Origin of the sequence: Bradyrhizobium sp. 160, assembly GCF_023073735.1 — a bacterium.
Classification (GTDB): domain Bacteria; phylum Pseudomonadota; class Alphaproteobacteria; order Rhizobiales; family Xanthobacteraceae; genus Bradyrhizobium.
Genome location: NZ_JADPKD010000005.1, coordinates 192701 through 218725, shown reverse-complemented (window position 1 = coordinate 218725; position 26025 = coordinate 192701). Strand labels below are relative to the sequence as shown.

The 26025-nt window shown below is 64.1% G+C and carries 18 protein-coding genes and 2 pseudogenes; 13 read left to right on the top strand and 7 right to left on the bottom strand.

Annotated features, from left to right (window positions below; translation table 11 throughout):
• Positions 1–12 precede the first annotated feature (12 nt).
• Entirely contained in the window at positions 13–1041 is a 1029-nt protein-coding gene (locus IVA98_RS02030) for a glycosyltransferase family 2 protein (protein ID WP_247299315.1), read from the bottom strand.
• 407 nt (positions 1042–1448) lie between these two features.
• Here IVA98_RS02030 and IVA98_RS02025 point away from each other — a divergent pair, with 407 nt between their 5' ends.
• From IVA98_RS02025 to IVA98_RS02005, 5 genes are all read left to right on the top strand, one after another.
• Positions 1449–2249 carry a class I SAM-dependent methyltransferase gene (locus IVA98_RS02025; protein ID WP_247299305.1) on the top strand — a complete coding sequence of 267 codons (801 nt, stop codon included), beginning with the start codon at positions 1449–1451 and terminating at the stop codon, positions 2247–2249.
• A gap of 279 nt (positions 2250–2528) precedes the next feature.
• Positions 2529–4910 carry an exopolysaccharide transport family protein gene (locus IVA98_RS02020; RefSeq protein WP_247299304.1) on the top strand — a complete coding sequence of 794 codons (2382 nt, stop codon included), beginning with the start codon at positions 2529–2531 and terminating at the stop codon, positions 4908–4910.
• Positions 4903–5706 carry a WecB/TagA/CpsF family glycosyltransferase gene (locus IVA98_RS02015; protein ID WP_247299302.1) on the top strand — a complete coding sequence of 268 codons (804 nt, stop codon included), beginning with the start codon at positions 4903–4905 and terminating at the stop codon, positions 5704–5706. Before IVA98_RS02020 ends, IVA98_RS02015 begins: the two co-directional genes overlap by 8 nt.
• A gap of 18 nt (positions 5707–5724) precedes the next feature.
• Positions 5725–6717 carry a UDP-glucose 4-epimerase GalE gene (gene galE / locus IVA98_RS02010; RefSeq protein ID WP_247299301.1) on the top strand — a complete coding sequence of 331 codons (993 nt, stop codon included), beginning with the start codon at positions 5725–5727 and terminating at the stop codon, positions 6715–6717.
• Between the two features lie 217 nt (positions 6718–6934).
• The gene (locus IVA98_RS02005; protein ID WP_247299299.1) at positions 6935–7276 is read left to right on the top strand and encodes a hypothetical protein; all 342 of its coding nucleotides are present in this window, start codon (positions 6935–6937) and stop codon (positions 7274–7276) included.
• Here the strand turns inward: IVA98_RS02005 and IVA98_RS02000 are convergent.
• The gene (locus IVA98_RS02000; protein ID WP_247354241.1) at positions 7250–11365 is read right to left on the bottom strand and encodes a sensor domain-containing phosphodiesterase; all 4116 of its coding nucleotides are present in this window, start codon (positions 11363–11365) and stop codon (positions 7250–7252) included. The genes IVA98_RS02005 and IVA98_RS02000 overlap by 27 nt on opposite strands.
• Before the next feature lie 295 nt (positions 11366–11660).
• On the opposite strand from IVA98_RS02000, the gene IVA98_RS01995 reads away from it, so the two are divergent.
• From IVA98_RS01995 to IVA98_RS01985, 3 genes and pseudogenes are all read left to right on the top strand, one after another.
• Positions 11661–12713 carry an Ldh family oxidoreductase gene (locus tag IVA98_RS01995; RefSeq protein WP_247299295.1) on the top strand — a complete coding sequence of 351 codons (1053 nt, stop codon included), beginning with the start codon at positions 11661–11663 and terminating at the stop codon, positions 12711–12713.
• 21 nt (positions 12714–12734) lie between these two features.
• Positions 12735–14101: pseudogene (locus tag IVA98_RS01990) on the top strand (LLM class flavin-dependent oxidoreductase).
• Between the two features lie 15 nt (positions 14102–14116).
• On the top strand, positions 14117–14902 hold the full coding sequence (locus tag IVA98_RS01985) for a fumarylacetoacetate hydrolase family protein (RefSeq protein WP_247299292.1): 786 nt from the start codon (positions 14117–14119) through the stop codon (positions 14900–14902).
• Between the two features lie 185 nt (positions 14903–15087).
• On the opposite strand, the gene IVA98_RS01980 is transcribed toward IVA98_RS01985, so the two are convergent.
• Positions 15088–15543: an Lrp/AsnC family transcriptional regulator gene (locus IVA98_RS01980; RefSeq protein ID WP_247299291.1), complete on the bottom strand. Its 456-nt coding sequence runs from the start codon at positions 15541–15543 to the stop codon at positions 15088–15090.
• Positions 15544–15699: 156 nt separating this feature from the next.
• Here IVA98_RS01980 and IVA98_RS01975 point away from each other — a divergent pair, with 156 nt between their 5' ends.
• Entirely contained in the window at positions 15700–19131 is a 3432-nt protein-coding gene (locus IVA98_RS01975) for an indolepyruvate ferredoxin oxidoreductase family protein (RefSeq protein WP_247299290.1), read from the top strand.
• Between the two features lie 12 nt (positions 19132–19143).
• Here IVA98_RS01975 and IVA98_RS01970 read toward each other — a convergent pair whose 3' ends face one another.
• Entirely contained in the window at positions 19144–20055 is a 912-nt protein-coding gene (locus IVA98_RS01970) for a LysR family transcriptional regulator (protein ID WP_247299289.1), read from the bottom strand.
• Positions 20056–20188: 133 nt separating this feature from the next.
• Between IVA98_RS01970 and IVA98_RS01965 the strand changes: the two genes are divergently transcribed.
• From IVA98_RS01965 to IVA98_RS37435, 4 genes and pseudogenes are all read left to right on the top strand, one after another.
• Positions 20189–21340, top strand: coding sequence for an HlyD family secretion protein (locus tag IVA98_RS01965; RefSeq protein WP_247354240.1), 1152 nt, complete (start codon positions 20189–20191; stop codon positions 21338–21340).
• Positions 21341–21355: 15 nt separating this feature from the next.
• On the top strand, positions 21356–22966 hold the full coding sequence (locus IVA98_RS01960; RefSeq protein ID WP_247299287.1) for an MDR family MFS transporter: 1611 nt from the start codon (positions 21356–21358) through the stop codon (positions 22964–22966).
• A gap of 26 nt (positions 22967–22992) precedes the next feature.
• Positions 22993–23196 (top strand): annotated as a pseudogene (locus IVA98_RS37440) (carboxymuconolactone decarboxylase family protein); the annotation flags it as partial.
• A 76-nt stretch (positions 23197–23272) separates the two neighbouring features.
• A complete protein-coding gene (locus IVA98_RS37435; protein ID WP_524536342.1) occupies positions 23273–23452 on the top strand; it encodes a carboxymuconolactone decarboxylase family protein in 180 nt (59 codons plus the stop codon).
• 88 nt (positions 23453–23540) lie between these two features.
• Here IVA98_RS37435 and IVA98_RS01950 read toward each other — a convergent pair whose 3' ends face one another.
• The 3 genes from IVA98_RS01950 to IVA98_RS01940 all read right to left on the bottom strand — a co-directional run bounded on the left by IVA98_RS01950 (position 23541) and on the right by IVA98_RS01940 (position 26025).
• The gene (locus IVA98_RS01950) at positions 23541–24401 is read right to left on the bottom strand and encodes a D-amino-acid transaminase (protein ID WP_247299286.1); all 861 of its coding nucleotides are present in this window, start codon (positions 24399–24401) and stop codon (positions 23541–23543) included.
• A gap of 187 nt (positions 24402–24588) precedes the next feature.
• On the bottom strand, positions 24589–25320 hold the full coding sequence (locus IVA98_RS01945) for an amino acid ABC transporter ATP-binding protein (RefSeq protein ID WP_247277653.1): 732 nt from the start codon (positions 25318–25320) through the stop codon (positions 24589–24591).
• Positions 25321–25332: 12 nt separating this feature from the next.
• Positions 25333–26025: an amino acid ABC transporter permease gene (locus tag IVA98_RS01940; protein WP_247299284.1), complete on the bottom strand. Its 693-nt coding sequence runs from the start codon at positions 26023–26025 to the stop codon at positions 25333–25335.

Genomic DNA, 26025 nt, shown 5'->3' with positions numbered 1-26025 from the left:
GCTGCCAGGACGTCAGGACACGATCTTCGAGGCTTCATAGGGCTTCGGCTCGATGCCGAATGCCGCAAGCACGGAGCCGAGCGCGACCATCACGGGATGCATCGCGACGACTGTCTTCGACGATGTCAGCAGACCGGCCGCACGCACCAGCGACAGCGGCAACCGGCCAACCATCTGCGCAAACACCAGCATCCGCGCCGCTGCGCTCTGCGCAGCCTTGGACTGCACGCGATAATTGATCGCGCCGATGCGCAAGCCTCGCTTCGCGATCCAGCCGAGGCTGGTGCGGCTTTGCGGCACGGTTTCGGTGATGACCGCCTCCGCCGTCCAGTGGAATGTCATGCCGGCATCGCGGCACCGCACGAAGAAATCGCAGTCGCCACCGCCGAGGAAATTGAAGCGCAGGTCGAAGGCCGGACGCTCGAACCGCTCGAACACCGCGCGCGTGATCAGACAATTGCCGCAGCCATAGATCAGCGGCACCGCGCCGCTGTAATCATAGGCGGGACAGAACGCGGGATGACGCGACAGCCAGGGCTGGCTGTCGTCGTCGAAGACCGGCAACACCGGCCCGCCGACCACGTCGGCGCCGGTCGCCTCCGCGGTGCGAACCATCAGCTCGAGCCAATCGGGCGAAGCGATCTCGTCGTCGTCGATCATCAGGAAGCGGGTCGCGGCGGGAAACAGGGCCTGGGCCGTCTCGAACGCGGCGTTGATCGCCTGGCAATTGCCCTGCCGCTTCTCGACGAGGCAGATGCCCTGGAGCCTGCCGTCGGCGAGATATTCCGCGGCGACCGGCGCGCTCTCACGCCGCGCGGCATCGTTCTCGACCATGACGACCGCAAAGGAGCGAGCTGTGCGCTGGCTGACCAGCGAGTCCAACGTCAGCCGCAGATGCTGCGGGCGGCGGAAGCAGGGAATGCAGACGACGATGCCGACCGACAGGTCGATGACGCTGGAGCTCGCCGCGATCTCGCGGTTGGGATCGCACACGAGGTCCGAGAAGCGCCTCGCGGACAAGTCTGTCGGGATCAATGTCATGACGTCCTAGATGTCCGAGATATGTTGAAAAAGCCCTGCTTCGATCGCGCGGATCGGCCGCGTCCCGCGGCGGCACATCGCGGCGGGACAGATGCGTCCCAAAATGAACGTCCGGCGAGCGGAAAATCCTCGCGCACGCCGGCGATCTCCAGTCATCTTGGCACAAACATCATGCAGTTAACCGCCTTCGCACGCTTCTGCAGCGAAACCTCGCACCCGTGTTAGTGCAACTCGCGGTCCAATGCGCCGGCAACAGCTCAACATGAACAATGCCCTAGTTAACGCCTATGCGCATTAACCCGACCGTAAGCACTGCGATCAGTGACACGGCGCGGCATCAGATTTGCTCTTCGGGCAAGCGAGTTTTTTCCTGTAAATTTGAATAGAACAAGTGCGGTCAGAAAATCATGAACAAGCCAGCGACGATCGAGTTCGCGACAGCCACGGCAATCAACGTCTCCGCGGCCACTCCCCCCACCCAGGCGCTGCACGATCTGATCCCTGGCGAAGCCCGCGACAGCCTGCTCGCAATTCATGACGTGCTGCGCCGCGAGCTGCCGCAGGGCCGGCTCGCCATCTATGAAGCCGGCGGTGGCTCGTGCAGCGTTCTGCCGCCGGAATTGCCGAGCCGCAGCCACGTCACCGTCGTCGACATCGACGAGGATCAGGTCCGCAACAATACCTACGCCGACGAGGCGATCCTCGGTGACGTCCAGACCTACCGTTTCGGGCAAGAGACCTTCGATCTCGTGATCTGTTACAACGTGATCGAGCATCTTCCCGACGTCGAAGCTGCACTGCTGAATTTCCGCGATGCGCTCAAGCGCGGCGGATTGATCCTGATCGGCGCCCCCAACCCGCGCTCGCTGTCCGGCGTGGTCACCAAATACTCGCCGCACTGGTTCCACGTCTGGTTTTACCGGAACATCCGCGGCATCAAGGATGCCGGCCTGCCGGGCGAGCCGCCGTTCCCGACGTTCTTCCATCCGCTGGTGACATTGCCGAGGCTCGAAGCGTTCGCGGCCGCCAACGGTCTCGAGATGATCTATCGTCGTGAAGTCGAGAGCCCGCGCTATCCCGAGATGCGCCGGCGCAAGCCTTTGTTTGCGGTCCTCGTCGACGCTGGGGCCGCGGTGCTGAACGCCGTGCTGCCGCGCGGCACCGACGTCCGCCGCGGCGATTATCACGTCATCCTGCGAAAGAGCTGACGGCCATGCGCGCGCAGCGGATCGCACAACAAGCGAAGCTTCGCGGCCACGCTGCGTGCGGTAACGAACCGTTAATCTCTGAGCGACCTCAGCGTCGCGGCGACGCACCGAAGAACGGCATGCGCTTAAACGCTTTGTTTGCCATTTCGGTGAATAGTCCCTCAATGAGTATGGTTAATTTTCCCTGTTGCGTTGATTGGGCACCTATGTCCCGGGTGCGTGGCGTGAACCGAAGAGTAACCCCTCAGCCCGCGGCAGTTGGAATGAAAGCTGGGGATCATGCTTGACTATAACCAGCCGATTGATCGGGCTAGATCGGAGGCCCCGCAAGGAAAGCCTCAGGCCGGTCTCAGCGTGCTGGAGTTCGCCAATCTGCTCTGGCGGCGAAAGGTCGCGATTGCCGCCGCCGCCCTGCTCGGCGCGACGCTCGCGGTCACCGTCGGCAAGAGCCTGACGCCCCGCTACACCGCCACCGCACAGCTCTATGTCGACCCGCGCGAGCTTCAGCTCGTCGATCGCGAGCTGACGCCGCGCGCGCAGGACGTCTCCGGCATGTCCATGGTGGTGGAGAGCCAGGCGCGCCTGATCACCTCCAATAGCGTGCTGCTCCAGGTCATCCAGCAAGCCGGCCTCGACAAGGATCCGGAATTCGGCGGTGGCGAGGGCACCAGCCTGATGTCCTCGCTGCTCGGCCTGATCGGCCTTCAGCCCCGCGCGCCCTCGGCCGCGGAAAAGAAGGAAGTGCAGCTCGCGGCGCTCGACGCGCTGAACCGCCACATCACGGTCCGCAAGACCGAGAAGAGCTTCATCGTCGACATCGAGGTCTGGTCGACGGACCCCGCGAAAGCGGCGATGCTCGCCAACACGCTGACCAATGCCTACCTTGCGGAATCCCGCAACTCGCAGGCCTCGGCCGCACGGCGCGCCACCAATGATCTCTCCGGCCGTCTGAAGGAGCTGCGCGAGCGGCTGCGCAACGCCGAGACCGCGCTTGCCACCTACAAGGCACAGAACAATTTCGTCGGCACCCAGGACACGCTGATCAGCGACCAGCAGCTCTCCGCCAGCAACCAGCGGCTGGCCGCGGCCCGCGCGGCGACGATGGATGCGCAGGCGCGGCTCGACCAGATCGAGGCGAGCCGGCGCACGGCGGCGGATGCGGGCGCAATCCCCGAGGCGCTGCAATCGCCGACGATTGCGAACCTGCGCGCGCAATATGCCGACGCCCGCAAGAAATATGCGGAACAAGCCGGCGAGCTCGGCCCGCGCCACCCGGCGCTGCGCCAGACCGAGAAGCAGGTCGAGGATCTCAAGCGCACCATCAACGAGGAAATCGATCGCTTCGCCCAATCCGCCAAGAACGACCTGACGCGTGCCCGCGACTTCGAAGCCTCGCTCAACCGGGCGCTGGAAGCGCAGAAGCGGCAGAGCGTCCAGCTTAGCCAGGCCGCAGTCCGCCTGCGCGAGCTCGAACGCGAGGCCGACGCCAGCCGCGACGTTTACCAGTCCTTCCTCAAGCGTTCTCGCGAGACCGAGGAGCAGGAGAGCCTGAACACCTCCGCAGCCCGCGTCATCGGCGAAGCGACGGTGCCGCAGCGGCGCTCGTTTCCGCCGGCGATGAGCCTGTTTGCCATGATCGGCTTCATCTTCGGTGCGGTCGCGGCGTCAAGCTGGTTCGCTGCGGCCGAGCTCCTGTTCTCTCGTGCGAGCGCGCCGGCGCCAACACCTGCCCGTCCACAGCGCACGCCGGTGCCGGATGCAACGCGAGCTCCGCAGCGCGCGCGGGCTCCAGAGCTCTCGGAGGCCTCGCCGCCCCCGCAGGTCTCAGGGGCTCCGGAAGTAGAGCAAGCTCCGCCGGAACTTGCCGCACCTCCGTTACAGCCTTCGATCGTCGAGAAGCCCCTGATCGAGAAGCCGCTGATCGCACGCCTCCAGGAGGCCGACGTCATTCACACGCTCGGCGCCATTCTCGCCACTGGCGGCGGCGTCGATCTCACCCGGCTGGGCTGGCCGACGCTGCGCCCCGGCTTTCCCCTCACCACGCTGCTCAATGCCTGGCGCGACATGCGCGCTGCCGTGGCCCGGCGCGCCGGTGGCAAGGCGATGCCCGTCATCGCACTCGTCGGGGCAGGCGAGACCACCGGGCGTAGCGTGACCGCATTGAATTTCGCACTGGCGGCCGCGCGCGACGGCACCCGCGTGCTGATGATCGATGCCGACCATCAGGCGCGTTCGCTCTCGAACAAGGTCGATCGTCGCGGCAAGAACGAGCCGAGCAGGCTCGGCTGGCTCTCGATTGGCAGCAAGGACGCCCGCGAGATCAAGACGGTCAACGGCATCTCGGTGCTGCCGGCCGCAGAGGGCGACGCCGGCAAGGCGGCCGACGCCATCCGCAAGGCGATTACACAGGCGCGAGCCGCGGGTGGCTATGATCTCGTGATCCTCGACGGCCCCGCGGTGCCGCTTTCGGCTGGCGGCCGTAAGCTGCTGGACGACACCGACGCGCTAGTGGCGGTGCTGCCGACCAGCCTCGACATCAACGACAGCCTGGAAGAGATCTTGACCACGCTCGGTCGCGCCGAGCGCAAGCTCGTCGGCGTCGTGCTCGACGAGCTCACTCCCGCAGCCCAAACGCGCCAGCGAGGCAGGCAATATGCTTGAGCGTCGCGTCAACTTCGAGGGACGGGCGGCAACTGCCGACGTGCCGCGGATCACCGTCGGCGGCCTTCGCATGGCCGCGATCGACCTGGAAGCGACCGCCGATTTCATGATCGAGGCGACCGATCCTGACAAGCGCATCGGCCGGCCGCTGTTCCTGACCTCGGCCAATGGCGAGGTGCTGGCGCGCTGCTCGACCGAGCCGCAGACCGAGCGCCTGTTCCGCGTCGCCGACCTGATCAACGCCGATGGCCAGCCGCTGGTCGCGGCTTCGAAGCTACAATCCTGGTTTCCGCTGCCGGAGCGCGTCGCAACCACGGACCTGTTCCATGTCGTCGCGCGCAAGGCGGAAGCGCTCGGCCGCACCTTCTACATGCTCGGCGCCAGCGAGGCCGAGAACATCGCAGCGGTCGAGAACGTCCAGAAGATGTATCCGAATCTTAGGATCGTCGGCCGCAGCCATGGCTATCTGCGCGGCGAAGCGCTGCGCGCGAAGGTCGAGGAAATCAACGCGCTTGCGCCGGATTATCTCTGGGTTGCGCTCGGCGTGCCCAACGAGCAGGCATTCGTGGAGGAATTCACGCCGCATCTCACCAATGTTGGCGTTATCAAGACATCCGGCGGCCTATTCAACTTTTTGTCGGGCAGCCGCTCCCGCGCGCCGCAATGGATGCAGAAGATCGGACTCGAGTGGGCCTGGCGCACCTGGCTCGAGCCACGCCGCCTGTTCTGGCGCTATTTGACCACCAACCCCCGCGCGCTCTATCTTCTCTTCAGCCGTAACCGACCCGTCCGTTAGGGAAGAGCTGAACACGACATGACCGACCGACCGACCGTCCTCGTCACCGGGGGCGCGGGCTATATTGGCTCGCATGCCTGCCGCGCACTGACCGCCGCCGGCTATCAGCCCGTCGTCTATGACAATCTCTCGACGGGCCATCGCAGTTTCGTGACCGGCCCGCTGGTGACGGGCGATCTGCTCGACGGCACAGCACTGGCACGCGCCTTCGCCGATCACAAGATCACGGCAGTGATGCATTTCGCGGCGGCGAGCCTCGTCGGGGAGTCCATGATCGACCCGCAGAAATATTACATCAACAACGTGCAAGGCACGCTGTCGCTGTTGCAGGCGATGCGTAACGCGAACTGCCATCGCATCGTGTTCTCCTCGACCGGCGCCGTCTACGGCAACGCCGATTCCAAGGAACTGCCGGAAGACTTTCCCTGCGTGCCGATCAACCCCTACGGCGCATCGAAATGGATGATCGAGCGCATGCTCGCCGATTACCGCGCGGCCTATGGCTTCGGCGCGTTCTGCCTGCGCTATTTCAACGCCAGCGGCGCCGACCCAGCCGGCGGCATCGGAGAACTGCGCGACAACGAAACCCATCTCATTCCGCGCGCCATGATGGCGCTTCAGGGTCATGTCGACTTCGCAGTGTTCGGCGACGACTACGGCACGCCCGACGGCACCGCGATCCGCGACTACATCCATGTCACCGATCTCGCCGCGGCGCATGTGGCGGCACTGAAGCTTCTGGAAGAAGGGCATGCCGGCGGCAGCTTCAATCTCGGCACCGGCTCCGGCTTTTCCGTGCGCGAGATCCTCAACGCCATCAGGCAGGAGACCGGACGCGAGGTGCCACACACCGTCAAGCCGCGCCGCGCCGGCGATCCCACCTATCTGGTCGCGGATCCCTCTGCTGCGAAGAAGGTGCTGAACTTCGTGCCGCGTCATTCCGACCTGCCTACGATCATCCGCACGGCCTGGGCCTGGCACCAGAAGGCGCATCCCTTCAGGTCGCGTTAGGTAACCGTCCTGCACCTTGCCGGCAGGGGCCTTCAGCGGCTAAAGAGACTATGACGACCGGCGTCGACCGCTTTTCCGGCCGCCGCATGTTTCAGGCCTGGCCGCCGATGGGAGCGGCAGACGTGGCTGCGCGACGCGAGCCGTTCTTCAACGTAAAGACCACGACCGAGTGCGCACATCGGCCTGCTTTCAGGCGGACCCAAGGAGCACTGAGCGAATGCATCAGGCCGCAAGCCTGCAATTCGAGCGCGTGGTGGACGAGTTCGCCCGCTGGCTCGCTGTGCCCGAGGACGAACGTTCGCCGGCGCCGGCCTGGTGGTGGGGACCCGCGATCGCGGTGCTCGACGTGCGCCAGCCTATGCCAAGTGCGTGGTCGCGCACGCTCGGCCTCGGCGAAGGATCGGCCTTTGCCGATGGCGCGCGCCTGCTTCTCGCGCTGTTTGAGGATCAGACCTCACTGCCGTGGCCGGAAGATTTTCCGCGCAAGGCGGAAAGCAAGGATGATGACGTCCGCGAGCTGCACCCGCAGCCCTCAGACGACAGCGCGTTTCAGCCGTAACGCTGCGGCCTCGGTTGCGGCAAGGTCCGGCTCCGGCTGGAGCGGCGGCGCGACGGGCAGTTCTATCGGCCGCAGCAGTTCGGCCATCTGCCGCGCCGGCAGCGGCTTGGAGATCAGATAGCCCTGCATCTCGTCGCAGCCATGGGTGCGCAAGAATGCCTCCTGCTCGGCGTTCTCGACGCCTTCGGCGACGACGGTCATGCCGAGCGCCTTGCCCATGCTGATGATCGCCTGCGCGATGGCCTGGTCTTCCGAATCCTGCGGCAGGTCGCGGACGAAGGAGCGGTCGATTTTTATGGTGTCGATCGGGAAGTGCTTCATCAGCGACATCGATGAATATCCGGTGCCGAAATCGTCGATGGCGAGGCGAATGCCGCGGCTCTGGATGGCGTCGAGCACCTTGAGCGCGCGCCCGACATTGCGCATCATCATGCTCTCGGTGACCTCAAGCTGGAGCAGCACCGGCGACATGCCGCTGGCAGCCAGCGCCTCATCGACGTCCTGCAACAGATGCTCGTCGGCAAACTGCCGCGGCGACAGGTTGACCGCCATCGACAAGGGCAGCAGGCCGCGGCGCTGCCAAGCCATCGCTTGGGCACAGGCTTCATTCAGCACCCAGCGGCCGATCGGCACGATCAGCCCGGTCTCCTCGGCAAGGGGAATGAATTGCGCCGGCGAGACGTTGCCGAGATCGGGATGCGTCCAGCGCAGCAGCGCTTCCACTCCGGTGATCTGGCCGGTCTCCATATCCACCTTGGGCTGGTAATTCAGCGAAAATTGCTGGCGCTCCAGCGCCCGGCGCAGCGCGCTCTCCAGCGACAGACGTTCGATCGATTGCGTCTTCACTTCCTTCGAGAAGAAGCGATAGCCGTTCTTGCCGTCTTCCTTGGCGAGATACATCGCCATGTCGGCATTCTTGGTCAGTGTCTGCGCGTCGGAGCCGTTGGTCGGATACATCGCAATGCCGATCGAGGCCGTGGTGTGGCACTCGTGCCCGGCCAGCTCCATGGGCTCGCCAAGCACGGCGAGCAGCCCGCTGGCGATGCGCTGGACCTCGTCGATTTCGCCGCACCGGTCGAGGATCACCACGAATTCGTCGCCGCCGAGCCGTGCCACCACGTCGCTAGTCCGCAGCGCGCCCCGCAACCGACTCGCCACTTCGAGCAAGAGCAGGTCGCCGGCCTCGTGGCCGAGCGAATCGTTGATGACCTTGAAGCGGTCGAGATCGATGAACAGCACCGCAAAGCGGTGATCGCGACGCTGCGCCGCGCCGATCGCCTCGCGCAACAATCCGTTGAATGTCTCGCGGTTCGGCAGGTCCGTCAGGCTGTCATGCGAGGCGAGGTATTCGATCCGCTCGTCGGCCTTCTTTTTCTCGTCGGCGCGATCGAAATTCTCCATCGCGAAGGCGACGTTGTCGGCGAGGCGCTGCAACAGCTCGACGAACTCGGCGGTGAACGTGTCCTTGTCGGTCGACATGTAGATCATGACGCCGACGGCCAGATCATGAACGATGAGCGGGATCGCCGCGCCCGACCGTGCGCCGTCGCCACGAACAATGTCGTGGAAGGCGCTCACGCGCTGGTCGTTGAGATAGTCGTTGCTGATGCAGGGCTGCCGGGTCCGGAACGCCGTGCCGGCCATGCCCCGACCTTCGGGGCGCTCGGGGTCGACCGAGAGGCGGACATTGCGCGTGGTGTCGGACGACGGTCCTGCGCTTGAAACGATCTTGAGCTGGTCGCTGTCGGCGCCGGCGAGCGCAATGGTCGTCGAGGTGAACTTGGCGCCGTTCGATGCGGCGAGACATACGAGGTCGAACAATTCGGCGCACGATTTCGCCCGCATGATCGCCTCGTTGGTCGCGCTCAGCGCCGCGAACATGCGAGTCAGGCGCTCCTTCTGCGCCTCGGTGCGCGCCTTTTCCTCGGCGCGGTCGAAATTGTCGAGCGCGAACGAGACGTTCTCTGCGAGACGGGCCAGCAGTTCGACCAGATCGGGCGTGAATGTATCCTCCTCCGGAGCAAGGAACAGCAGGATGCCGATCGGCTCCTGACCGGAGCGTAGAAGCGGGAAACTGGCAGCGGCCCGGGTTCCGTCCTCAACCGCCTTGGAGTGCCAGTGTGCCGAGCGCGGATCGTGCATATAGTCGTTAACGACACTGGGCCGGCGCGTCCGCAGCGAGGTTCCAATGATGCCCTGGCCCTCGGGATGATCCGGGGTAATCGTGCAGGTGCACCCGACCATTCGCTGCTGGAGCCGTCCCTTCACGGCGACGACCCGGACCAACTCACGTTTCTCGTCGATGATTCCAATCGTCGCAGAGGCGAACATGCCGCCCAGCACGGCCGCCTGACATGCGACTTCGAACAGCTCCTCACGGGTCTCGGCGCGCATGATGGCTTCGTTGGTGGCGCTCAACGCCGCGAACATGCCGCTCAGCCGGTCTCGCTGCTTGTCGGCCTTCGCCTTCTCCTCGGCGCGGTCGAGATTTGCGATCGCAAATGACACGTTGCGTGCGAGTCGTTCCAGCAGTTCAACCAATTCCGGCGTAAAGGTGCCGATCTCGAGCGAATTGAACAGGAATACGCCCTCCTTGCGGTCGCCGTTCAGCAACGGCAACACGGCGGAGGACTTGACGCCGGTGCGGCGGGCACTCTCGTGCCAGGGCTTGAGGCGCTCGTCGGCGAGCAGGTGATTGGAGATGCACGGCTGCCCGGTGCGGAAGCACGTGCCGGTCAGGCCTCTTCCCTCCGGCACCTTGTCGGTCGTGGCGAATTTGAGTCTGCGTACTTCATCGGAGTACGGCCCTGCGGAGGCGACGACCCGCAGCAACCCGGAGGCAGGCTCGGCAAGCGCGATCGTCGCCGAGCCGAACTTTCCACCCTGCACGGACGCCTCGCATACGAGATCGAACAGCTCGGCACGCGACGTGGCCCGGATGATCGCTTCATTGGTCGCGCTCAGCGCGGCGTACATGCGCGCGAGCCGCTCCTCCTCCCGCGCGATCTGCGCTTTCTCCTCGTCGCGATCGAAATTCTGGAGCGCAAAGCACACGTTCTCGGTCATCCGCAGCAACAGCGCGACGATGCCATGGTCCTTCGCCCACGACTTGCTGACGAAGAAGAACATCACGCCGACGCTGGTTCCGCGCTTGATCAATGGTGCGGCGACGCAGGCGACCGCGCCGGCATTGATGCTGGCCCGCTCCCAGGTCGTTCCCTTGGTACGACCGACGAGGTCGTCTTCGACCATCGCCTTCTGCGTCCGGAAGACCTGGCCGGAGATGCCCCGACCGTGAGGATTGTCGGGATTGATCGAGTAGCGTGCTTGTCTGATTAGATCGAGATTTTGTCCGGTCGCGGCCACCGGCGTCAGCCAGTGCGAGTTCTCCTCGCGCAACAGCACGAAAGTCGCCAGCGATTTGCCGCCGTGCACTGCTGCGTCGCAGACCCGCTGATACAAGTCCAACTCGGTACTGGCTTTGAGGATTGCTTCGTTGGTCGCGCTAAGCGCGCCAAACATGCGATTCAGCCGCCGCATTGCCGCCTCGCTGTCCCGGCGCGCTCCTTCTCGCTCGAAATTCTCGAGCGCGTAGGAGATATTGGCCGACATGCGCTCGAACAGCGACACCATCTGCTCGTTCAGCGATCCGGCTTCGCGGCGGGTCACGTAGAGCACGCCGACGCCCTTGCCGTTACAGAGGAGCGGGACTGCCGCAGCCGCGCCGATTTGGGGCTTCGCCGCACCCTCGCGCCACGCCGGCGAACGCGGATCGTTCAGATAGTCATTGCTGATGCACAGCTTCTGATCGCGGAACGCCTCGCCACCGACGCCAGATCCTTCCGGCGTGCCTGCTTCCGTCGTGATCACGATCGAGCGCAGGCGCGCAACGTCATCGCCGCAGCCGGCCGCAAAGTGCAGCCGCCGGCCGTCCGGTCCCACCAGAAACACTGCGACGGCCAAAAAATCTCCGCTCGAAAACCCGGCGTCGCAGACCTTCTGGTACAGCTCGTCCGGCGATTTCGCGTAGAGAATCGCTTCGTTAATGGCGCTCAACGCCGCAAAGGTGCGTGCGAGGGTCGTCGGCACGTTCTCAGCTCCCGGGCATTTCTGCCTATTTTTCCCGGGTGACTTTATGGGTGGCGATCGCCTAAGTGGACGTTATTGCGCGCTGCAAACCCTCGATCAAAGTGAATGAGCGGCGAACGGCCGGCGCCAAACTGTCGAAAATACCGCCGCATGGCATGAACTTTCGACCGAAGGCGCGTTCTCTTTACGAAAATGCAGCCCTGTATTGGTTTACGGGAGATTGATATCGCACCGGCGCTTTGAGACCATGCACCGAACAAACTCCCTGTTAAGGGCACCAAGCCGGGGAAACGCCATGCCGATCGTCGGGGCCGAACGTCTCACGTGCATCAGCGCAGCGCTGCTCCGCGCCGCCGGAGCGTCCGAGGAAGAAGCGGACGCGGTGGCGTTCGGCTGCGTCAACGCCAATCTCGCCGGCCATGACTCGCACGGCGTGATCGCCGTTCCGACCTATATCGACCGCATCAAGGCCGGACACATCGTTCCCGGCGCCAAATGGACCATTGTCCAGGAATCGCCGACCACGACCGTGATCGACGGCCATTGGGGGTTCGGCTACCACGTCAACGCCAAGGCCATGGCACTGACCATCGAGAAGGCGAAGACGGCGAACGTCGCCGCCTGCACCGTGTTCCGGCAGAGCCATGTCGGCCGCCTTGCCGCTTATCCGTTGATGGCGATGCGGGAAGGTATGATCGGAATCGCGACCGCGGACTCCGGCCGCTCGCCGAAGCACGTCGCCCCGTTTGGCGGCAAGGAGGCGCGGCTCGGCACCAACCCGATCTCGATCGCGGTGCCGTCCGACCTCGATGCGCCGTTCTATCTGGACATGGCAACCTCGGCGGTGGCGGCCGGCAAGATCCAGCTCGCGCTCGCCCGCGGCGAGGAGATTCCGGCGGGGTGGATCATCGATGCCGAGGGGCGGCACACCACCGATCCGTCCCAATATCGCAACGGCGGCGCGCTGCTGCCGCTCGGCGGCACCGAGGGCTACAAGGGCAGCGGTCTTGCTGCCATGGTCGAGGTGCTGTGCGGCCTGCTCACCGGTCTCGGCTTCGGCGTCGAGCCGACCGGGCGGCACAATGACGGATGCTTCATGGCGGTGTTCAACGTCGCGGCCTTCCGTCCGCTGAAGGAGTTCAAGCGTGAAGTCGCCGAGTTTGCGCATTACCTCAAATCGACGCCGCCGTCCGAAGGCAGCACGGGCGTGTTCTATCCCGGCGAGATCGAGGGCCTGCGCGAGCGGCAACGCCTGCGCGACGGCATCGAGATCGAGGATACTACCTGGGGGAAGCTGCGCGCGCTGGCGCGCGAGTACCGGCTCGACACCGTCCTCGATCTGGCTTGACGGCATCAGGAGAACAGCAGCATGACGCGGCAGATGGTACTGGTCGGCTTCCTCCAGGCGCAGAACTGCACGAACTTGCCGAGCTCCTGGCGGCATCCGGACTCGCGCAACGATTCGATGTCGGCGGATTATTATCAGGAGATCGCGAGAATCCTCGAAGCCGGCAAATTCCACATGGCCTTCTTCGACGATCGCCTTGCGATGCCGGACCGCTACGGCAACGATCACGCCCACACCGTCGAATACGGCATCCGCTGCGTGAAGATGGACCCGCTGATCGTGCTGACCACGATGGGCATGGTCACCGAGAAGCTCGGACTTGGCGCGACCTGCTCGACCACCTATTACGAGCCGTTCGACGTCGCCCGACGCTTCGCAACGCTCGACCTGATGTCCGGCGGGCGCGCCGGCTGGAACGTTGTCACCTCGCTGAACGACGGCGAGGCGCTCAACATGGGGCGCGACTCGCACCCCGAGCATGATTCCCGCTACGACCGCGCCGACGAGTTCATGGAGGTCGTGCTCGGCCATTGGGACACCTGGGAGGACGGCGCGCTCATCATGGACAAGAAGAGCGGCCGCTTTGCCGATCCCACCAAGGTCAAGCGACTCGATCACAATGGACCGGCCTTCAAGTCGCGCGGACCGTTCACCGTGCCGCGCTCGGACCAGGGCCATCCCGTGATCATCCAGGCCGGCGCGTCCGGTCGCGGCCAGCGCTTTGCCGGGCGATGGGGTGAGGTGATCTTCACCGCTGCGCGCAACCTCGCGGGCGCCAAGGAAGGCTATGCTTCCGTGCGCAACGAAGCCGCCAAGGCTGGCCGCGATCCCGACCAGATGCTCCTCTGCAACCTGACGACGCCGGTCTGCGCGGCGACCAAGGCGGAGGCCGAGGACAAGATGGCGCTGATCAACAAACTTCCGCTCGAGATCGACGCGTTGTCGCTGCTCGCCGAAGCGCTCAACTACGATTTCGCCTCCAAGGATCTCGACGAGCCGCTGACGACGGCAGAGCTGAAGAGCATGCAGGGCATCTTAGGCATTCGCGACGGCGTGCTGAAGAATTCGGGCAAGAACAATCCGAGCGCGCGTGACTTCGTCACCTACTCCGGCCGCGGCCAGGTTCAGGATGCGATGGTCGGCGGTCCCAAGGAGATCGCGGACAAGCTGGAAGAGATGTTCGCCGAGCGCGGCTGCGACGGTTTTGTCATCGCCGCGACTTACGTACCCGGCTCCTACGCGGATTTCGTGCAACACGTCGTGCCGGAATTGCAGCGGCGCGGCCTGTTCCAGAAAGAATACCGCGGCAAGACGTTGCGGGAAAATCTCGGGCTCAAGCGGCCGGCACCCGGTGCCTGGAAGACGCAGCCCGCGATGCCGCGGAATGACAATGAGGGCATAACATGCGCTGGCTGAAATTCACTGCCAGGGACAGGACGTCCTGGGGGATCGTTGAAGACGACCAGGTGATCGCCGTCGACGGCGACCCCTTCAGTGAATGGCGGCGCAGCTCGCGCACGCATCCGCTGTCACAAGTTACCATCGAGCTGCCGCTGATTCCCCGCACCTTCTATTGCGTCGGCCTGAACTACCTGAAGCACCTGAAGGAGGCCGCCGACAAGCGCGGCGAGGTGCCGGCAGTGCCAGACCGTCCCGAGATCGGCTATCGCGCCCAAAACGCGCTGATCGCACATGACCAGGATGTCGTGATCCCTTCCTTTGCAACGGACAAGATCCACTATGAAGGCGAGCTCGTCGTCGTCATCGGCAAAAAAGTGAAGCATCTCACCGAAGCGAACGCGATGGATTGCGTGTTCGGCTACACCATCGGCAACGACGTCAGCGAGCGCAGCTGGCAGAAGGCTGATCGCAGCCTGTGGCGCTCCAAGAACGCCGACACGTTCAAGCCGATGGGTCCGTGGATCGAGACCGAGGCGGACCTCGCCGGGATGCAGACGATCGTCCGGGTCAACGGCAAGGAGACCAATCGCTTCCAAACCAACGACATGATCTTCGGCGTGGTGCCGTTCCTGGTCGAGCTGACGAAGTATTTCACGCTGTGGCCCGGCGACGTGATCTGGATGGGGACGGACGGAGCCTCGCCGGATATCAAGCACGGCGATGTCGTGGAGATCGAGATCAGCGGCATCGGGACGTTGCGGAATAGGTTTGTCAGGGAGAAGGTATAGCGCACGCTGCACCCACAGTGTCGTCTCGGCGAAAGCCGGGAGCCATACCGCCGCAGCCGATGTCATGATCGGGACTCGTTGTTACAGCTTCGCAAACAATTGGCATTCGTGATCATGGGTCCCGGCTCCCTGCGCAATGGCGCAGCAGGGCCGGGACGACCACGGATAATCCGTGCACACCTGCGTCAAAACGGCAGTGCCACGCTCGTCTTGATCTCCTTCAGCACCACATTGCTGCGGACGTAGCGGATGCCGGGGATGCGGAACATGAATTCGTCCAAGAATCTGTTGTAGGCGGCCATGTCCTGCACGACGACGCGCAAGTGATAATCGGCATCGCCCGTGGTCGCAAAGCACTCCAGCACCTCGCGGCGCGTGGTGACCCGCGCGACAAATTCATCGACGAACTTGGCGTCATGCCGCTCCAGCGAGACGTGGAGGATGGCGGACATCGCAAAGCCCGCCCGCTCGCGATCGATCAGCGCTGCATAGCCACGGATGACGCGGCTTTCCTCAAGCGCGCGCACCCGGCGCCAGCAGGCCGAGGTGGACATGCCGACCTCGTCGGCAAGCTGCTGGTTGGTGGCGCGGCCGTCCTTCTGGAGGTGCGCAAGAATCCGCGCATCCTGCTCTTCGATCATGGAATCCTCACAAACCGGATAACTTGACCGAATGATAGGCCAAATCGGGTTATATCTACCAGAATAACCGCGCCTACCGGGAAAGATAGGTAAGACCTACCAGCCGTCCGAGCCTAACCTCTGCTGATCCGGCAGGAAATGCCGCGGGAGGTCCGCATGGACGCCATTCCGTCCCTCGACATCTACGAACTCTCCGACCGCTATGACCGCGAGCAAGGCCGTGTCTTCCTCACGGGCACACAGGCGATCGTCCGTATCGCACTCGACCAGGTCAGGCGCGATCGCGCCCGCGGCCTCAATACCGCGGGCTTCATCTCCGGCTATCGCGGCTCGCCGCTTGGCGGCGTCGATCTCGAGCTCTGGCGCATCCAGGAGCGATTAAAGCGCGACCGCATCGAATTCCTCCCCGCAGTCAACGAAGACCTTGCGGCAACCGCCGTGCTCGGATCGCAGCAAGTCGAGACGCAAGGGGACCGCGAGGTCGATGGCGTGTTCGGGCTCTGGTACGGCAAGGGCCCCGGCGTCGATCGCTCGGGCGATGCGCTCAAGCACGGTAATGCCTATGGCTCCTCGCCGCATGGCGGCGTGCTGGTGGTCGCCGGCGACGATCATGGCTGCGTCTCATCCTCGATGCCGCACCAGTCCGACGTCGCCTTCATGAGCTGGTTCATGCCGACGCTGCACCCGGCAAGCGTCGGCGAATATCTCGAGTTCGGCGAATATGGTTACGCACTGAGCCGCTTCTCCGGCATGTGGGTCGGCTTCAAGGCGATTTCGGAGATCGTGGAGTCTGGCGCGTCCGTGGCGCTAAGCCCGCCCCGCGACTTCCGCACGCCCGACTTCGCGCCACCACCGGGAGGCCTGCACTATCGCTGGCCAGACCTGCCGGGTCCGCAGATCGAGGAACGGCTGGAAGCGAAGAAGCACGCCGTCTACGCCTTTGCGAAGGCCAATCCGATCGACAGGCACATCTACGACATTCCGGGTGCCACCTACGGCATCGTCACCACGGGCAAGGCGCATCTCGACCTTATGGAAGCGCTGCGGCTGATGGACCTCGATGAAACGGCCTGCCGCAGCATCGGCATCGACATCTACAAGGTCGGCATGGTCTGGCCCCTGGCGCTCCATGACGCCATGGAGTTCGTGAAGGGCAAGCGCGAGATCCTCGTCGTCGAGGAGAAGCGCGGCATCATCGAGAGCCAGTTCAAGGAATATTTCTACGATTATCCGGGCGCGAAGCCCGAGCGCATGGTCGGCAAGCATGACGAGCGGGGGGCGCGGCTGATCTCGTGGATCGGCGAATTGTCGCCGCGCGCGCTGGCTGCCGTGCTGGCGCGCCGGCTCGACCCGATGTTTCCAGGCCTCAATCTCGCCGCGCGGGCAGCTGCCTTGATGCCGGAGGCCGCGCGCACGATCAACGTCCCAGGCGCGACGCGCACACCCTATTTCTGCTCGGGATGTCCGCACAACACGTCGACCAAGGTGCCGGAGGGCTCCAAGGCACTGGCCGGCATCGGCTGCCACTTCATGGCGAGCTGGATGGACCGTGAGACCTCCTCGCTGATCCAGATGGGCGGCGAGGGCGTGAACTGGGCGGCTTCATCGAAATTCACCGGCCACAAGCACGTGTTCCAAAATCTCGGCGAAGGCACCTATTATCACTCCGGCTCGATGGCGATCCGGCAGGCGATCGCGGCCAATGCCAACATCACCTACAAGATCCTGTTCAACGATGCCGTAGCGATGACCGGCGGCCAGCCAGTCGACGGGCCGGTCAGCGTGCATGCCATCGCCCACAGCGTCCGCGCCGAAGGTGTTGAGCGTATCGCGCTGGTGTCGGACAATCCCGCGCAATTTTCTCCGCCCGACCTGCCAACCGGCGTCACCATCCATCCACGCGAGGAGATGGACGCGGTGCAGCGCGAGCTGCGCGAGGTGCCAGGCGTCTCCGTGCTGATCTACCAGCAGACCTGCGCCACCGAGAAGCGCCGGCGGCGCAAGCGCGGCCAGATGAACGACCCGAAGCGCTATGTCTACATCAATGATCTCGTCTGCGAAGGCTGCGGCGATTGCTCGGTCGAGTCCAACTGTCTCAGCGTCGAGCCGAAGGAAACGCCGTTCGGCCGCAAACGCCAGATCAATCTCTCGGCCTGCAACAAGGATTTTTCCTGTCTCAACGGCTTCTGTCCGAGTTTTGTTACCGTCGAAGGCGCCACGCGTCGCCAGAAAACCGCGAGCCGGGTCGACGCGATCGGCCGTGCCGCGACGCTGCCTCTGCCCGCCTTCGCGACGCTCGACCGGCCCTACGACCTGCTGGTGACCGGCGTCGGCGGCACCGGCGTAATTACGGTCGGCGCGCTGATCGGCATGGCCGCGCATCTCGAACGAAGCGGCGTCTCGGTGCTGGATTTTACCGGCTTTGCGCAGAAATTCGGCCCCGTGCTGAGCTACATCCGGCTTGCCGCTTCCCCCGGGGCGCTGCATCAGGTTCGTATCGACCAAGGCGCGGCCGATGCGGTGATCGGCTGCGATCTCGTCGTGAGCTCCTCGTCGAAGGCCTCCGGCACCTATCGCCGCGGCACGCGCGCCGCGGTCAATACCGCGGAGATGCCGACCGGCGACGTCGTCCGCTTCCGCGATGCCGACCTCGCCTCCACTGCCCGCCTGCGCGCCATCGGCCGCGTGATCGGCGACGGCAATCTCGATACGATCAACGCGAATGCGCTGGCCGAACGGCTGCTCGGCGACGCCGTCTATGCCAACATCATCATGCTGGGTTTTGCCTGGCAGCACGGACTGGTGCCGGTCTCGCTGCAAGCGCTGCTGCGCGCGATCGAGCTCAACGGCATCGCCATCGAACGCAACAAGCAGGCGTTCGCCTGGGGCCGCATCGCCGCTGCCGCTCCGGATTTTCTGCCGAAGACGGACGGCGTGCCCACGGCCGAGACACTCGACCAACTCATCGAACGCCGCGCCGATTTCCTCACCGCCTATCAGGACGAAGCCTATGCGGCGGGCTACCGGGCGCTCGTCGCGAGGGTCCGCCGCGCCGAGGCTGTCCTGAACAGCGAAGCTCTGACCGGCGCGGTTGCCCGCGCCCTGTTCAAGCTGATGGCCTACAAGGACGAGTACGAGGTGGCGCGGCTGCATATGCAGAGCGGCTTCCTCGACGAGCTAAAAGGCGAGTTCGAGGATGGCTTCCGCATCCAGTATCACCTTGCCCCGCCTTTCCTGCCGTCAAGCCGCGATGCACGTGGGCGTCCGCGCAAGCGCGCCTTCGGGTCGTGGATCCAGGCACCGCTCCTCATGCTGGCGCGGTTGAAGGGGCTGCGCGGAACACCGTTCGATCCATTCGGCTACACGGCCGAACGGCGTGCCGAGCGGGAGCTGATCGCCTGGTACGAAGGCCTGATCGAGCGGATGCTCGGCGAGCTCGACGCGGCACGCCTGCCGAATCTCACGGCCATCGCTAGGGCTCCCATGGACATTCGCGGTTATGGCCCGGTGAAGGAGGCTGCGATCGCGAAGGTGAAGACCGACGTCGAATCCTTGCTGGCGCGGCCGGTCGCGGCCAAGGCAGCCTGACCGCATTCGTCCTCATGAATAAGGGTTGATCAGCTTCTGCTGCTCGGCGCTGTGATGCACGAGCATGTCGATGAAGGTCCTGACCTTCGCCGTCAGATGGTGGCGATGCGGATAGACCGCGTTCATAGACAGCTCGACGGTCCGATATTCCGGCAACAGACGGACCAGCCGACCCGATTCGAGATCGTCTTGAACGAGAAACCCGGCCATTAGGCAGATGGCTGCGCCCTCCAGCGCCACCTTCCGCAATGCTTCTCCGCTGTTGGTGACGAAGCTGCCTGAGATGCGCACCGATGCCGGCGCACCCTTGCGATCGAGGAAGCGCCACTCGTCACCGAAAGGATAATTCAGGTGCCGGCCGCAATTATGCGCCGAGAGCTCATCGAGCTTCTGCACGCGGCCGTGCTTCTCGAGATAGTCGTGCGAACAGCACAGCACATGGCGCCACGTGGCGAGACTCCGCACGATCAGGCTGGAATCCCGCGGCTGGGTCATGCGCAAGGCGACGTCATAACCTTCCTCGATGAGATCGACGTCGGCCTCGCCCATGCGCAGGTCGATCTTGAGCTCCGGATAAGTCGACAGGAGCTGCGCGACTACCGGCGCGGCGAACGGCACCATGTGCGTGGCGACGTGGATGCGCAGCGTGCCGCGGGGGACCGACTGCAATTCGCTCGCGATGTCGTCGGCCTGTTCGAGATCGGCGAGGATCTGCGTGGCACGGTCGTAATAGGCCTTGCCGATTTCGGTGAGGCTGACTTTCCGCGTGGTCCGATTGAGCAGCCGCACCCCCAGCCGCTCTTCGAGCGCCTGGACATGATTGCTCACCATTGTCGTCGACATGTCGAGCCGGCGGGCCGCGGCGGAAAAGCCGCCACTATCGACCACCCGGACGAACGCCGTGAGGCTGCTGAAGCGGTCCATGTCTCGGAGCTCCGATTATCCATCTGGACTGGATAATTCTTCCACTAATACCACGATTATCACAGCTATGAGGACAACGCATCTTAGAGCCAGCGGTGCCCCTTAGGAGGCGCCCGGGAATGTCGAGGATGTCATGTCAAACGCTTCGTATGTTACTGAAACAAATGAGAAAATCTGGCTTCGCCCGTCTCGCCAGGCGCTCCAGCGGGGCGCGGTCGGCCTGGCGCTGGCCCTCGGCGTCGTGGTCGCTGCCGATTATGGCTACGATTACCTGAAGACCGGCCGCTATCTCGAATCCACCGACGACGCCTATGTGAAGGCCGATTCCACGATCATCGCGCCTAAGGTCTCGGGCTACATCGCGAAGGTGCTGGTCGGCGACAACGAGAAAGTCAAAGCGGGCCAGCTGCTGGCCAAGATCGACGATCGTGACTTCAAGACAGCCCTCGACCAGGCCCGCGCCGATGTCGAGGCCGGCGAAGCCTCGGTGCGCAACATCGATGCCCAGCTCGAATTGCAACAGCCGATCATCGCGCAGAGCACCGCCGATGTCATCGCTGCTGAGGCCAACCTGAAATTCGCCCAGGAGGAACGCGCCCGCTACGACGACCTGATGAAGTCGGGCTCCGGCACCATCCAGCGCGCGCAGCAGACCGATTCAGCGCTGCGCGCCAGCACCGCGCAATTGCAGCACGCCAAATCCGGCCTCTTGGCGGCGCAGCGCAAGGTCGACGTGCTCACCACCCAGCGGGCCCAGGCGACGGCCCAACTCGAGCGCGCCCGCGCGGTGGCGCAGCAGGCGGCGCTGAACCTGTCCTATACCGAGATCACCGCGCCGGTCGACGGCACGGTTGGCGCACGGAGCCTACGCGTCGGCCAGTACGTACAAGCCGGCACACAATTGATGGCCGTGGTGCCGCTGGATGCCGTCTATGTCGTCGCGAACTTCAAGGAGACGCAGCTCACGCATATGCGCCCCGGCCAGCCAGTCGAGCTACGCGTCGACAGCTTCCGCAGCCGGACCCTGCGCGGCCATGTCGACAGTCTGTCGCCGGCAAGCGGGCTCGAATTCGCCCTGCTGCCGCCGGACAACGCCACCGGCAATTTCACCAAGATCGTGCAACGCGTGCCGGTCAAGATCGTGCTCGACGACCACAGCCTGACCGGCCTGCTGCGCCCCGGCATGTCCGCGGTGCCGACCGTCGACACCAAGCAGGCGGTGCTGGCCGAGCGCGAGACGGCCAGGCATCTCGCCGACAACACATCCCGTCCGAATGGCGGCTGAGCTGACGAGGCTTCCATGAGCACGCTCCAACCCACCCTCAACGCCGCAGCCGGCCTCCCCGCCCCGGCTGCGCCTGCCACCCCGGCGGTTTCCGCAAGAACATGGATCGCGGTGATCGGCGCGACCCTGGGCGCCTTCATGGCGGTGCTGAACATCCAGATCGTCAACGCTTCGTTGGCCGATATCCAGGGTGCGATCGGCGCCGGCATCGACGACGGCGGCTGGATCTCGACCTCTTATCTGATCGCCGAGATCGTGGTGATCCCGCTCTCAGGTTGGCTCGCGCAGGTGTTCTCGATCCGCCTCTATCTGCTCACCAACGCGATCCTGTTCCTGGCTCTGTCGGCGGCCTGCGCGCTGGCGCAGGATCTGTCGCAGATGATCGTGCTGCGCGCGGTGCAAGGCTTCACCGGCGGCGTGCTGATTCCGATGGCCTTCACGCTGATCATCACGTTATTGCCGCGCGGAAAACAGCCCGTGGGCCTTGCGCTGTTCGCGCTATCGGCGACGTTCGCACCCGCGATCGGCCCGACCATCGGCGGCTATCTCACCGAGAATTTCGGCTGGCAGTACATCTTCTACGTCAACCTCGTGCCCGGCGCGATCATGGTCGGTATGCTCTGGTACGCGCTCGACGCAACGCCCATGAAGCTGTCGCTGTTGCGGGAAGGCGACTGGGCCGGCATCATCACCATGGCGATCGGGCTGTCCACGCTGCAGACCGTGCTGGAGGAAGGCAACAAGGACGACTGGTTCGGCTCGCCGTTCATCGTGAAACTGTCGTTAATCGCTGGCGTTGCGCTCACCGCCTTCCTCGTCATCGAGCTCACAGTGAAGAAGCCGCTCTTGAACCTGCGCCTGCTGGTGCGGCGCAATTTCGGCTTCGGCATGCTCGCGAACTTCCTGCTTGGTATCGCACTCTACGGCTCGGTGTTCATCCTGCCGCAATATCTGGCTCGCATCCAAGGTTACAATGCCGAGCAGATCGGTTTCGTGCTGGCCTGGACCGGGTTGCCGCAGCTCGTTCTGATCCCGCTCGTCCCTCGCCTGATGCAGAGGTTCGACGCACGGCTGGTGATCGGCGTCGGTTTCGTATTGTTCGCGGCCTCCAACTTCATGAACATCACCATGACCAGCAACTATGCCGCCGATCAGCTGTTCTGGCCCAACGTCGTCCGTGCGATTGGCCAGGCGCTGGTGATGGCGCCGCTGTCCGCGGTGGCAACATCAGGCATCGAGCCGGAAAACGCAGGCTCGGCGTCAGGCCTGTTCAACATGATGCGCAATCTCGGCGGCGCCGTCGGCATCGCGCTGCTCCAGACCGTGCTGACCAAGCGCGAGCAGTATCACTCCAACGTGCTGATGCAGTCGGTCTCGGTGTTCGAGCAGGCGACGCGCACACGGCTGGAGCAGCTCACCCAGTATTTCATCAATCACGGCATCCTCGACCATGCGGATGCGTCGCATCGAGCCTATGTCGCGATCGGCCGTATCGTGCAGAAGCAGGCCTATATCCTCGCCTTCAGCGACACCTTCTATCTGCTTGGCGCGGCGCTGATCGTGGCCCTGGTCGCAGCCCTGTTCCTGAAGAAGCCCGGCCAGACTTCCCCCGGCGGAGCCCACTGACCTCTATCCAAGCAAGGAGAACGACCATGAAGCCGCGCATGAACTACTACCAGGCCGCGCCCGACACGATCAAAGCACTGATGGCGCTGGAGACGCAGATCCAGTCGACAGGCCTGGAGAAGTCACTGATCGAGCTCGTCAAGATCCGGGCCTCGCAGATCAACGGCTGCGCCTATTGCATCAACATGCATACCGAGGACGCGCGCAAGCGGCGAGACCGAGCAGCGCATCTATCTGCTCGACGCCTGGCGCGAATCTCCGCTCTATTCCGACCGCGAGCGCGCCGCGCTGGCCTGGACCGAAGCAGTGACCTTGATCTCGCAGACGCACGCGCCGGACGACGTCTACGAGCAGGTCCGCGCACAGTTCTCCGAGGAGGAAACGGTCAACCTGACCATGCTGATCGCGACCATCAACGCCTGGAACAGGATCGCGATCTCGTTCCGCGCAGTTCACCCGGTGAAGGTCAAGGCGTCGGTGGGGTGAGGAGTGGCGTCATGGACGCAACGTCGCCTCCACCCCCACAACTGTCGTCGCCCGGGTCAAGCCGGGCGATGACAGCAATGGGTGTGGCTTAAACCGCCGTCGCCTTGGCGAACTCCACGTAGATCTCGCGCAGCCGCGTTGCCAACGGGCCGGGCTTGCCGTCGCCGATCTTTTTCCCATCGATCGCGACCACCGGCTGCACGAACAGTGAGGCCGACGTCGCAAAAGCCTCCTTTGCAGCCAGCGCCTCGGCCACCGTGAAAGAACGCTCCTCAACGCGGAGCTGGCGCTCTTCGGCGAGCGCCACCACGGCCTTGCGGGTGCAGCCCGGCAGGATCGCATTGGAGTTCTTGCGGGTCACGATGACATCGTCCTGCGTCAGGATGAATGCCGAGGACGAGCCGCCTTCGGTGACATAGCCGTCTTCCAGCATCCAGGCTTCGCCGGCGCCGGCTTCGGCCGCGGCCTGCTTCGCCAGCACCTGCGCCAGCAGTGCCACGCTCTTGATATCGCGCCGTTCCCAGCGGATGTCGGGCACGGTGATCACGCTGATGCCGGTCTTCGCCGACGCGGCGTTGATGATATCCTTCTCCGAGGTGAACATCACCAGGCTCGACTTGACGTCACCCTTGGGAAACGCAAAGTCGCGGCCCTTGTCGGCACCGCGCGTGACCTGGAGGTAGACGAGGCCGTTCTCGAGCTTGTTGCGTGCGATCAGTTCCTTCTGGAACTCGGTGATGCGCTCGAGCGTCTCCGGTAGCGTCAGCTTGATCTCGCCGACCGAGCGCTCCAGCCGCGCCAGATGCGAGGCATTGTCGACCAGCTTGCCATCGAGAACGGCCGAGACCTCGTAGATGCCGTCGGCGAACAGAAAGCCGCGATCGAGGATCGAGACTTTCGCGTCCGAGAGCGGGACGAATGAGCCGTTGACGTAGGCAATCGAGTCCAAGGCAGGTCTCCTGGCGGAAAGGGGATTTGCCCACCGGTATAGGAGATTTGGCGCGGACGATAAACCCTCGATGCGTCATTCCGGGGCATTCGCAAAGCGAATGAGCCAGGAATCGATCTCATCTCGCGTACTGCCGCACAATGGATTCCGGGCTCGCGAAGTCGTCGCGCCGGAATGACAGCGGTGATTAATGCGACAGGATCTTCGACAGGAATTTCTGCGCGCGGTCGCTGCGGGGCTTGCCGAAGAAATCGTCCTTCGCTGCGTCCTCGACGATCTCGCCGCGGTCCATGAAGATGACGCGGTTGGCGACCTTGCGGGCAAAACCCATCTCGTGGGTGACGACCATCATGGTCATGCCTTCGCGGGCGAGATCGACCATGACGTCGAGCACTTCACTGACCATTTCGGGGTCCAGCGCCGAGGTCGGCTCGTCGAACAGCATGACGATCGGATCCATCGCCAGCGCGCGAGCGATGGCGACGCGCTGCTGCTGCCCGCCGGAGAGCTGCGCCGGGAATTTCTGCGCCTGCTCGATCAACCCGACGCGCTCCAGAAGCTGCATGCCTTTGGTCTGCGCCTTGTCACGCGGGCGCCCCAGCACCTTCTCCTGGGCGAGGCAGAGATTGTCGATGATCTTGAGATGCGGAAACAGCTCGAAGTGCTGGAAAACCATGCCAACGCGCGAACGCAGCTTCGGCAGATTGGTCTTGGGATCGTTGACCTTGGTGCCGTCGACCAGGATGTCGCCGCTCTGGAACGGCTCCAGCGCATTGACGCATTTGATCAGCGTGGACTTGCCCGAGCCCGAGGGACCGCAGACCACGACGACCTCGCCCTTGGTGACGCTGGTGGTGCAATCCGTCAGCACCTGGAAACTCGGCGTGTACCATTTGTTGACGTGGCTGATTTCGATCATGACGGACACGCTCTATCGGATGATGGCGATGCGCGCCTGGAGGCGGCGAACGCCGTAGGACGCGATACAGGAAATGGTGAAGTAGACGATTGCTGCGAACAGATACATTTCGACCAGGCGCCCGTCGCGCTGCGCCACCTTGCTGGCGGCGCCGAGGAAGTCGGTGATCGACAGCACGTAGACCAGCGAGGTGTCCTGGAACAACACGATGGTCTGCGTGATCAGGACCGGCAGCATGTTGCGGAAGGCCTGCGGCAGCACGACATAGCGCATGGTCTGGGCGTAAGTCAGCCCCAGCGCGCTGGCGGCAGCCGGCTGCCCGCGCGAGATCGACTGGATGCCGGCGCGCATGATTTCGGAGAAGTACGCCGCCTCGAACATGATGAAGGTGATGAGCGACGATGCGAACGCGCCGACGCTGATGGGGCGCGAGGCGCCGGTCAGCCACTGCCCGATATAGGGCACCAGGAAATAGAACCAGAAGATGACCAGCACCAGCGGCAGCGAGCGCATGAAGTCGACATAAACGCCGGCGATCCGGCCAAGGATCTTGAAGCCGGAGAGCCGCATCAGCGCGAGTGCCGTGCCGAAGACCAACCCGCCGAGTGCTGCGAGCCCCGTTAGCGTCAGCGTGAACGTCATGCCCTCATAGAACAAATAGGGCAGCGCGCGGCGGATGACGTCGAAATCGAGATTGCCGAACAT

What these genes read in the sequence shown, in the direction of transcription:
- IVA98_RS02015 (WP_247299302.1), top strand. Translation starts at nt 4,903, where the DNA reads ATGCTTGAGCGTCGCGTCAACTTCGAGGGACGGGCGGCAACTGCCGAC.
- galE (WP_247299301.1), top strand. Translation starts at nt 5,725, where the DNA reads ATGACCGACCGACCGACCGTCCTCGTCACCGGGGGCGCGGGCTATATT.
- IVA98_RS01940 (WP_247299284.1), bottom strand. Translation starts at nt 26,025, where the DNA reads ATGTTCGGCAATCTCGATTTCGACGTCATCCGCCGCGCGCTGCCCTAT.
- IVA98_RS02020 (WP_247299304.1), top strand. Translation starts at nt 2,529, where the DNA reads ATGCTTGACTATAACCAGCCGATTGATCGGGCTAGATCGGAGGCCCCG.
- IVA98_RS01965 (WP_247354240.1), top strand. Translation starts at nt 20,189, where the DNA reads ATGTCAAACGCTTCGTATGTTACTGAAACAAATGAGAAAATCTGGCTT.
- IVA98_RS02025 (WP_247299305.1), top strand. Translation starts at nt 1,449, where the DNA reads ATGAACAAGCCAGCGACGATCGAGTTCGCGACAGCCACGGCAATCAAC.
- IVA98_RS02030 (WP_247299315.1), bottom strand. Translation starts at nt 1,041, where the DNA reads ATGACATTGATCCCGACAGACTTGTCCGCGAGGCGCTTCTCGGACCTC.
- IVA98_RS01975 (WP_247299290.1), top strand. Translation starts at nt 15,700, where the DNA reads ATGGACGCCATTCCGTCCCTCGACATCTACGAACTCTCCGACCGCTAT.
- IVA98_RS01945 (WP_247277653.1), bottom strand. Translation starts at nt 25,320, where the DNA reads ATGATCGAAATCAGCCACGTCAACAAATGGTACACGCCGAGTTTCCAG.
- IVA98_RS01995 (WP_247299295.1), top strand. Translation starts at nt 11,661, where the DNA reads ATGCCGATCGTCGGGGCCGAACGTCTCACGTGCATCAGCGCAGCGCTG.
- IVA98_RS01980 (WP_247299291.1), bottom strand. Translation starts at nt 15,543, where the DNA reads ATGATCGAAGAGCAGGATGCGCGGATTCTTGCGCACCTCCAGAAGGAC.
- IVA98_RS01960 (WP_247299287.1), top strand. Translation starts at nt 21,356, where the DNA reads ATGAGCACGCTCCAACCCACCCTCAACGCCGCAGCCGGCCTCCCCGCC.
- IVA98_RS02005 (WP_247299299.1), top strand. Translation starts at nt 6,935, where the DNA reads ATGCATCAGGCCGCAAGCCTGCAATTCGAGCGCGTGGTGGACGAGTTC.
- IVA98_RS01985 (WP_247299292.1), top strand. Translation starts at nt 14,117, where the DNA reads ATGCGCTGGCTGAAATTCACTGCCAGGGACAGGACGTCCTGGGGGATC.
- IVA98_RS01970 (WP_247299289.1), bottom strand. Translation starts at nt 20,055, where the DNA reads ATGGACCGCTTCAGCAGCCTCACGGCGTTCGTCCGGGTGGTCGATAGT.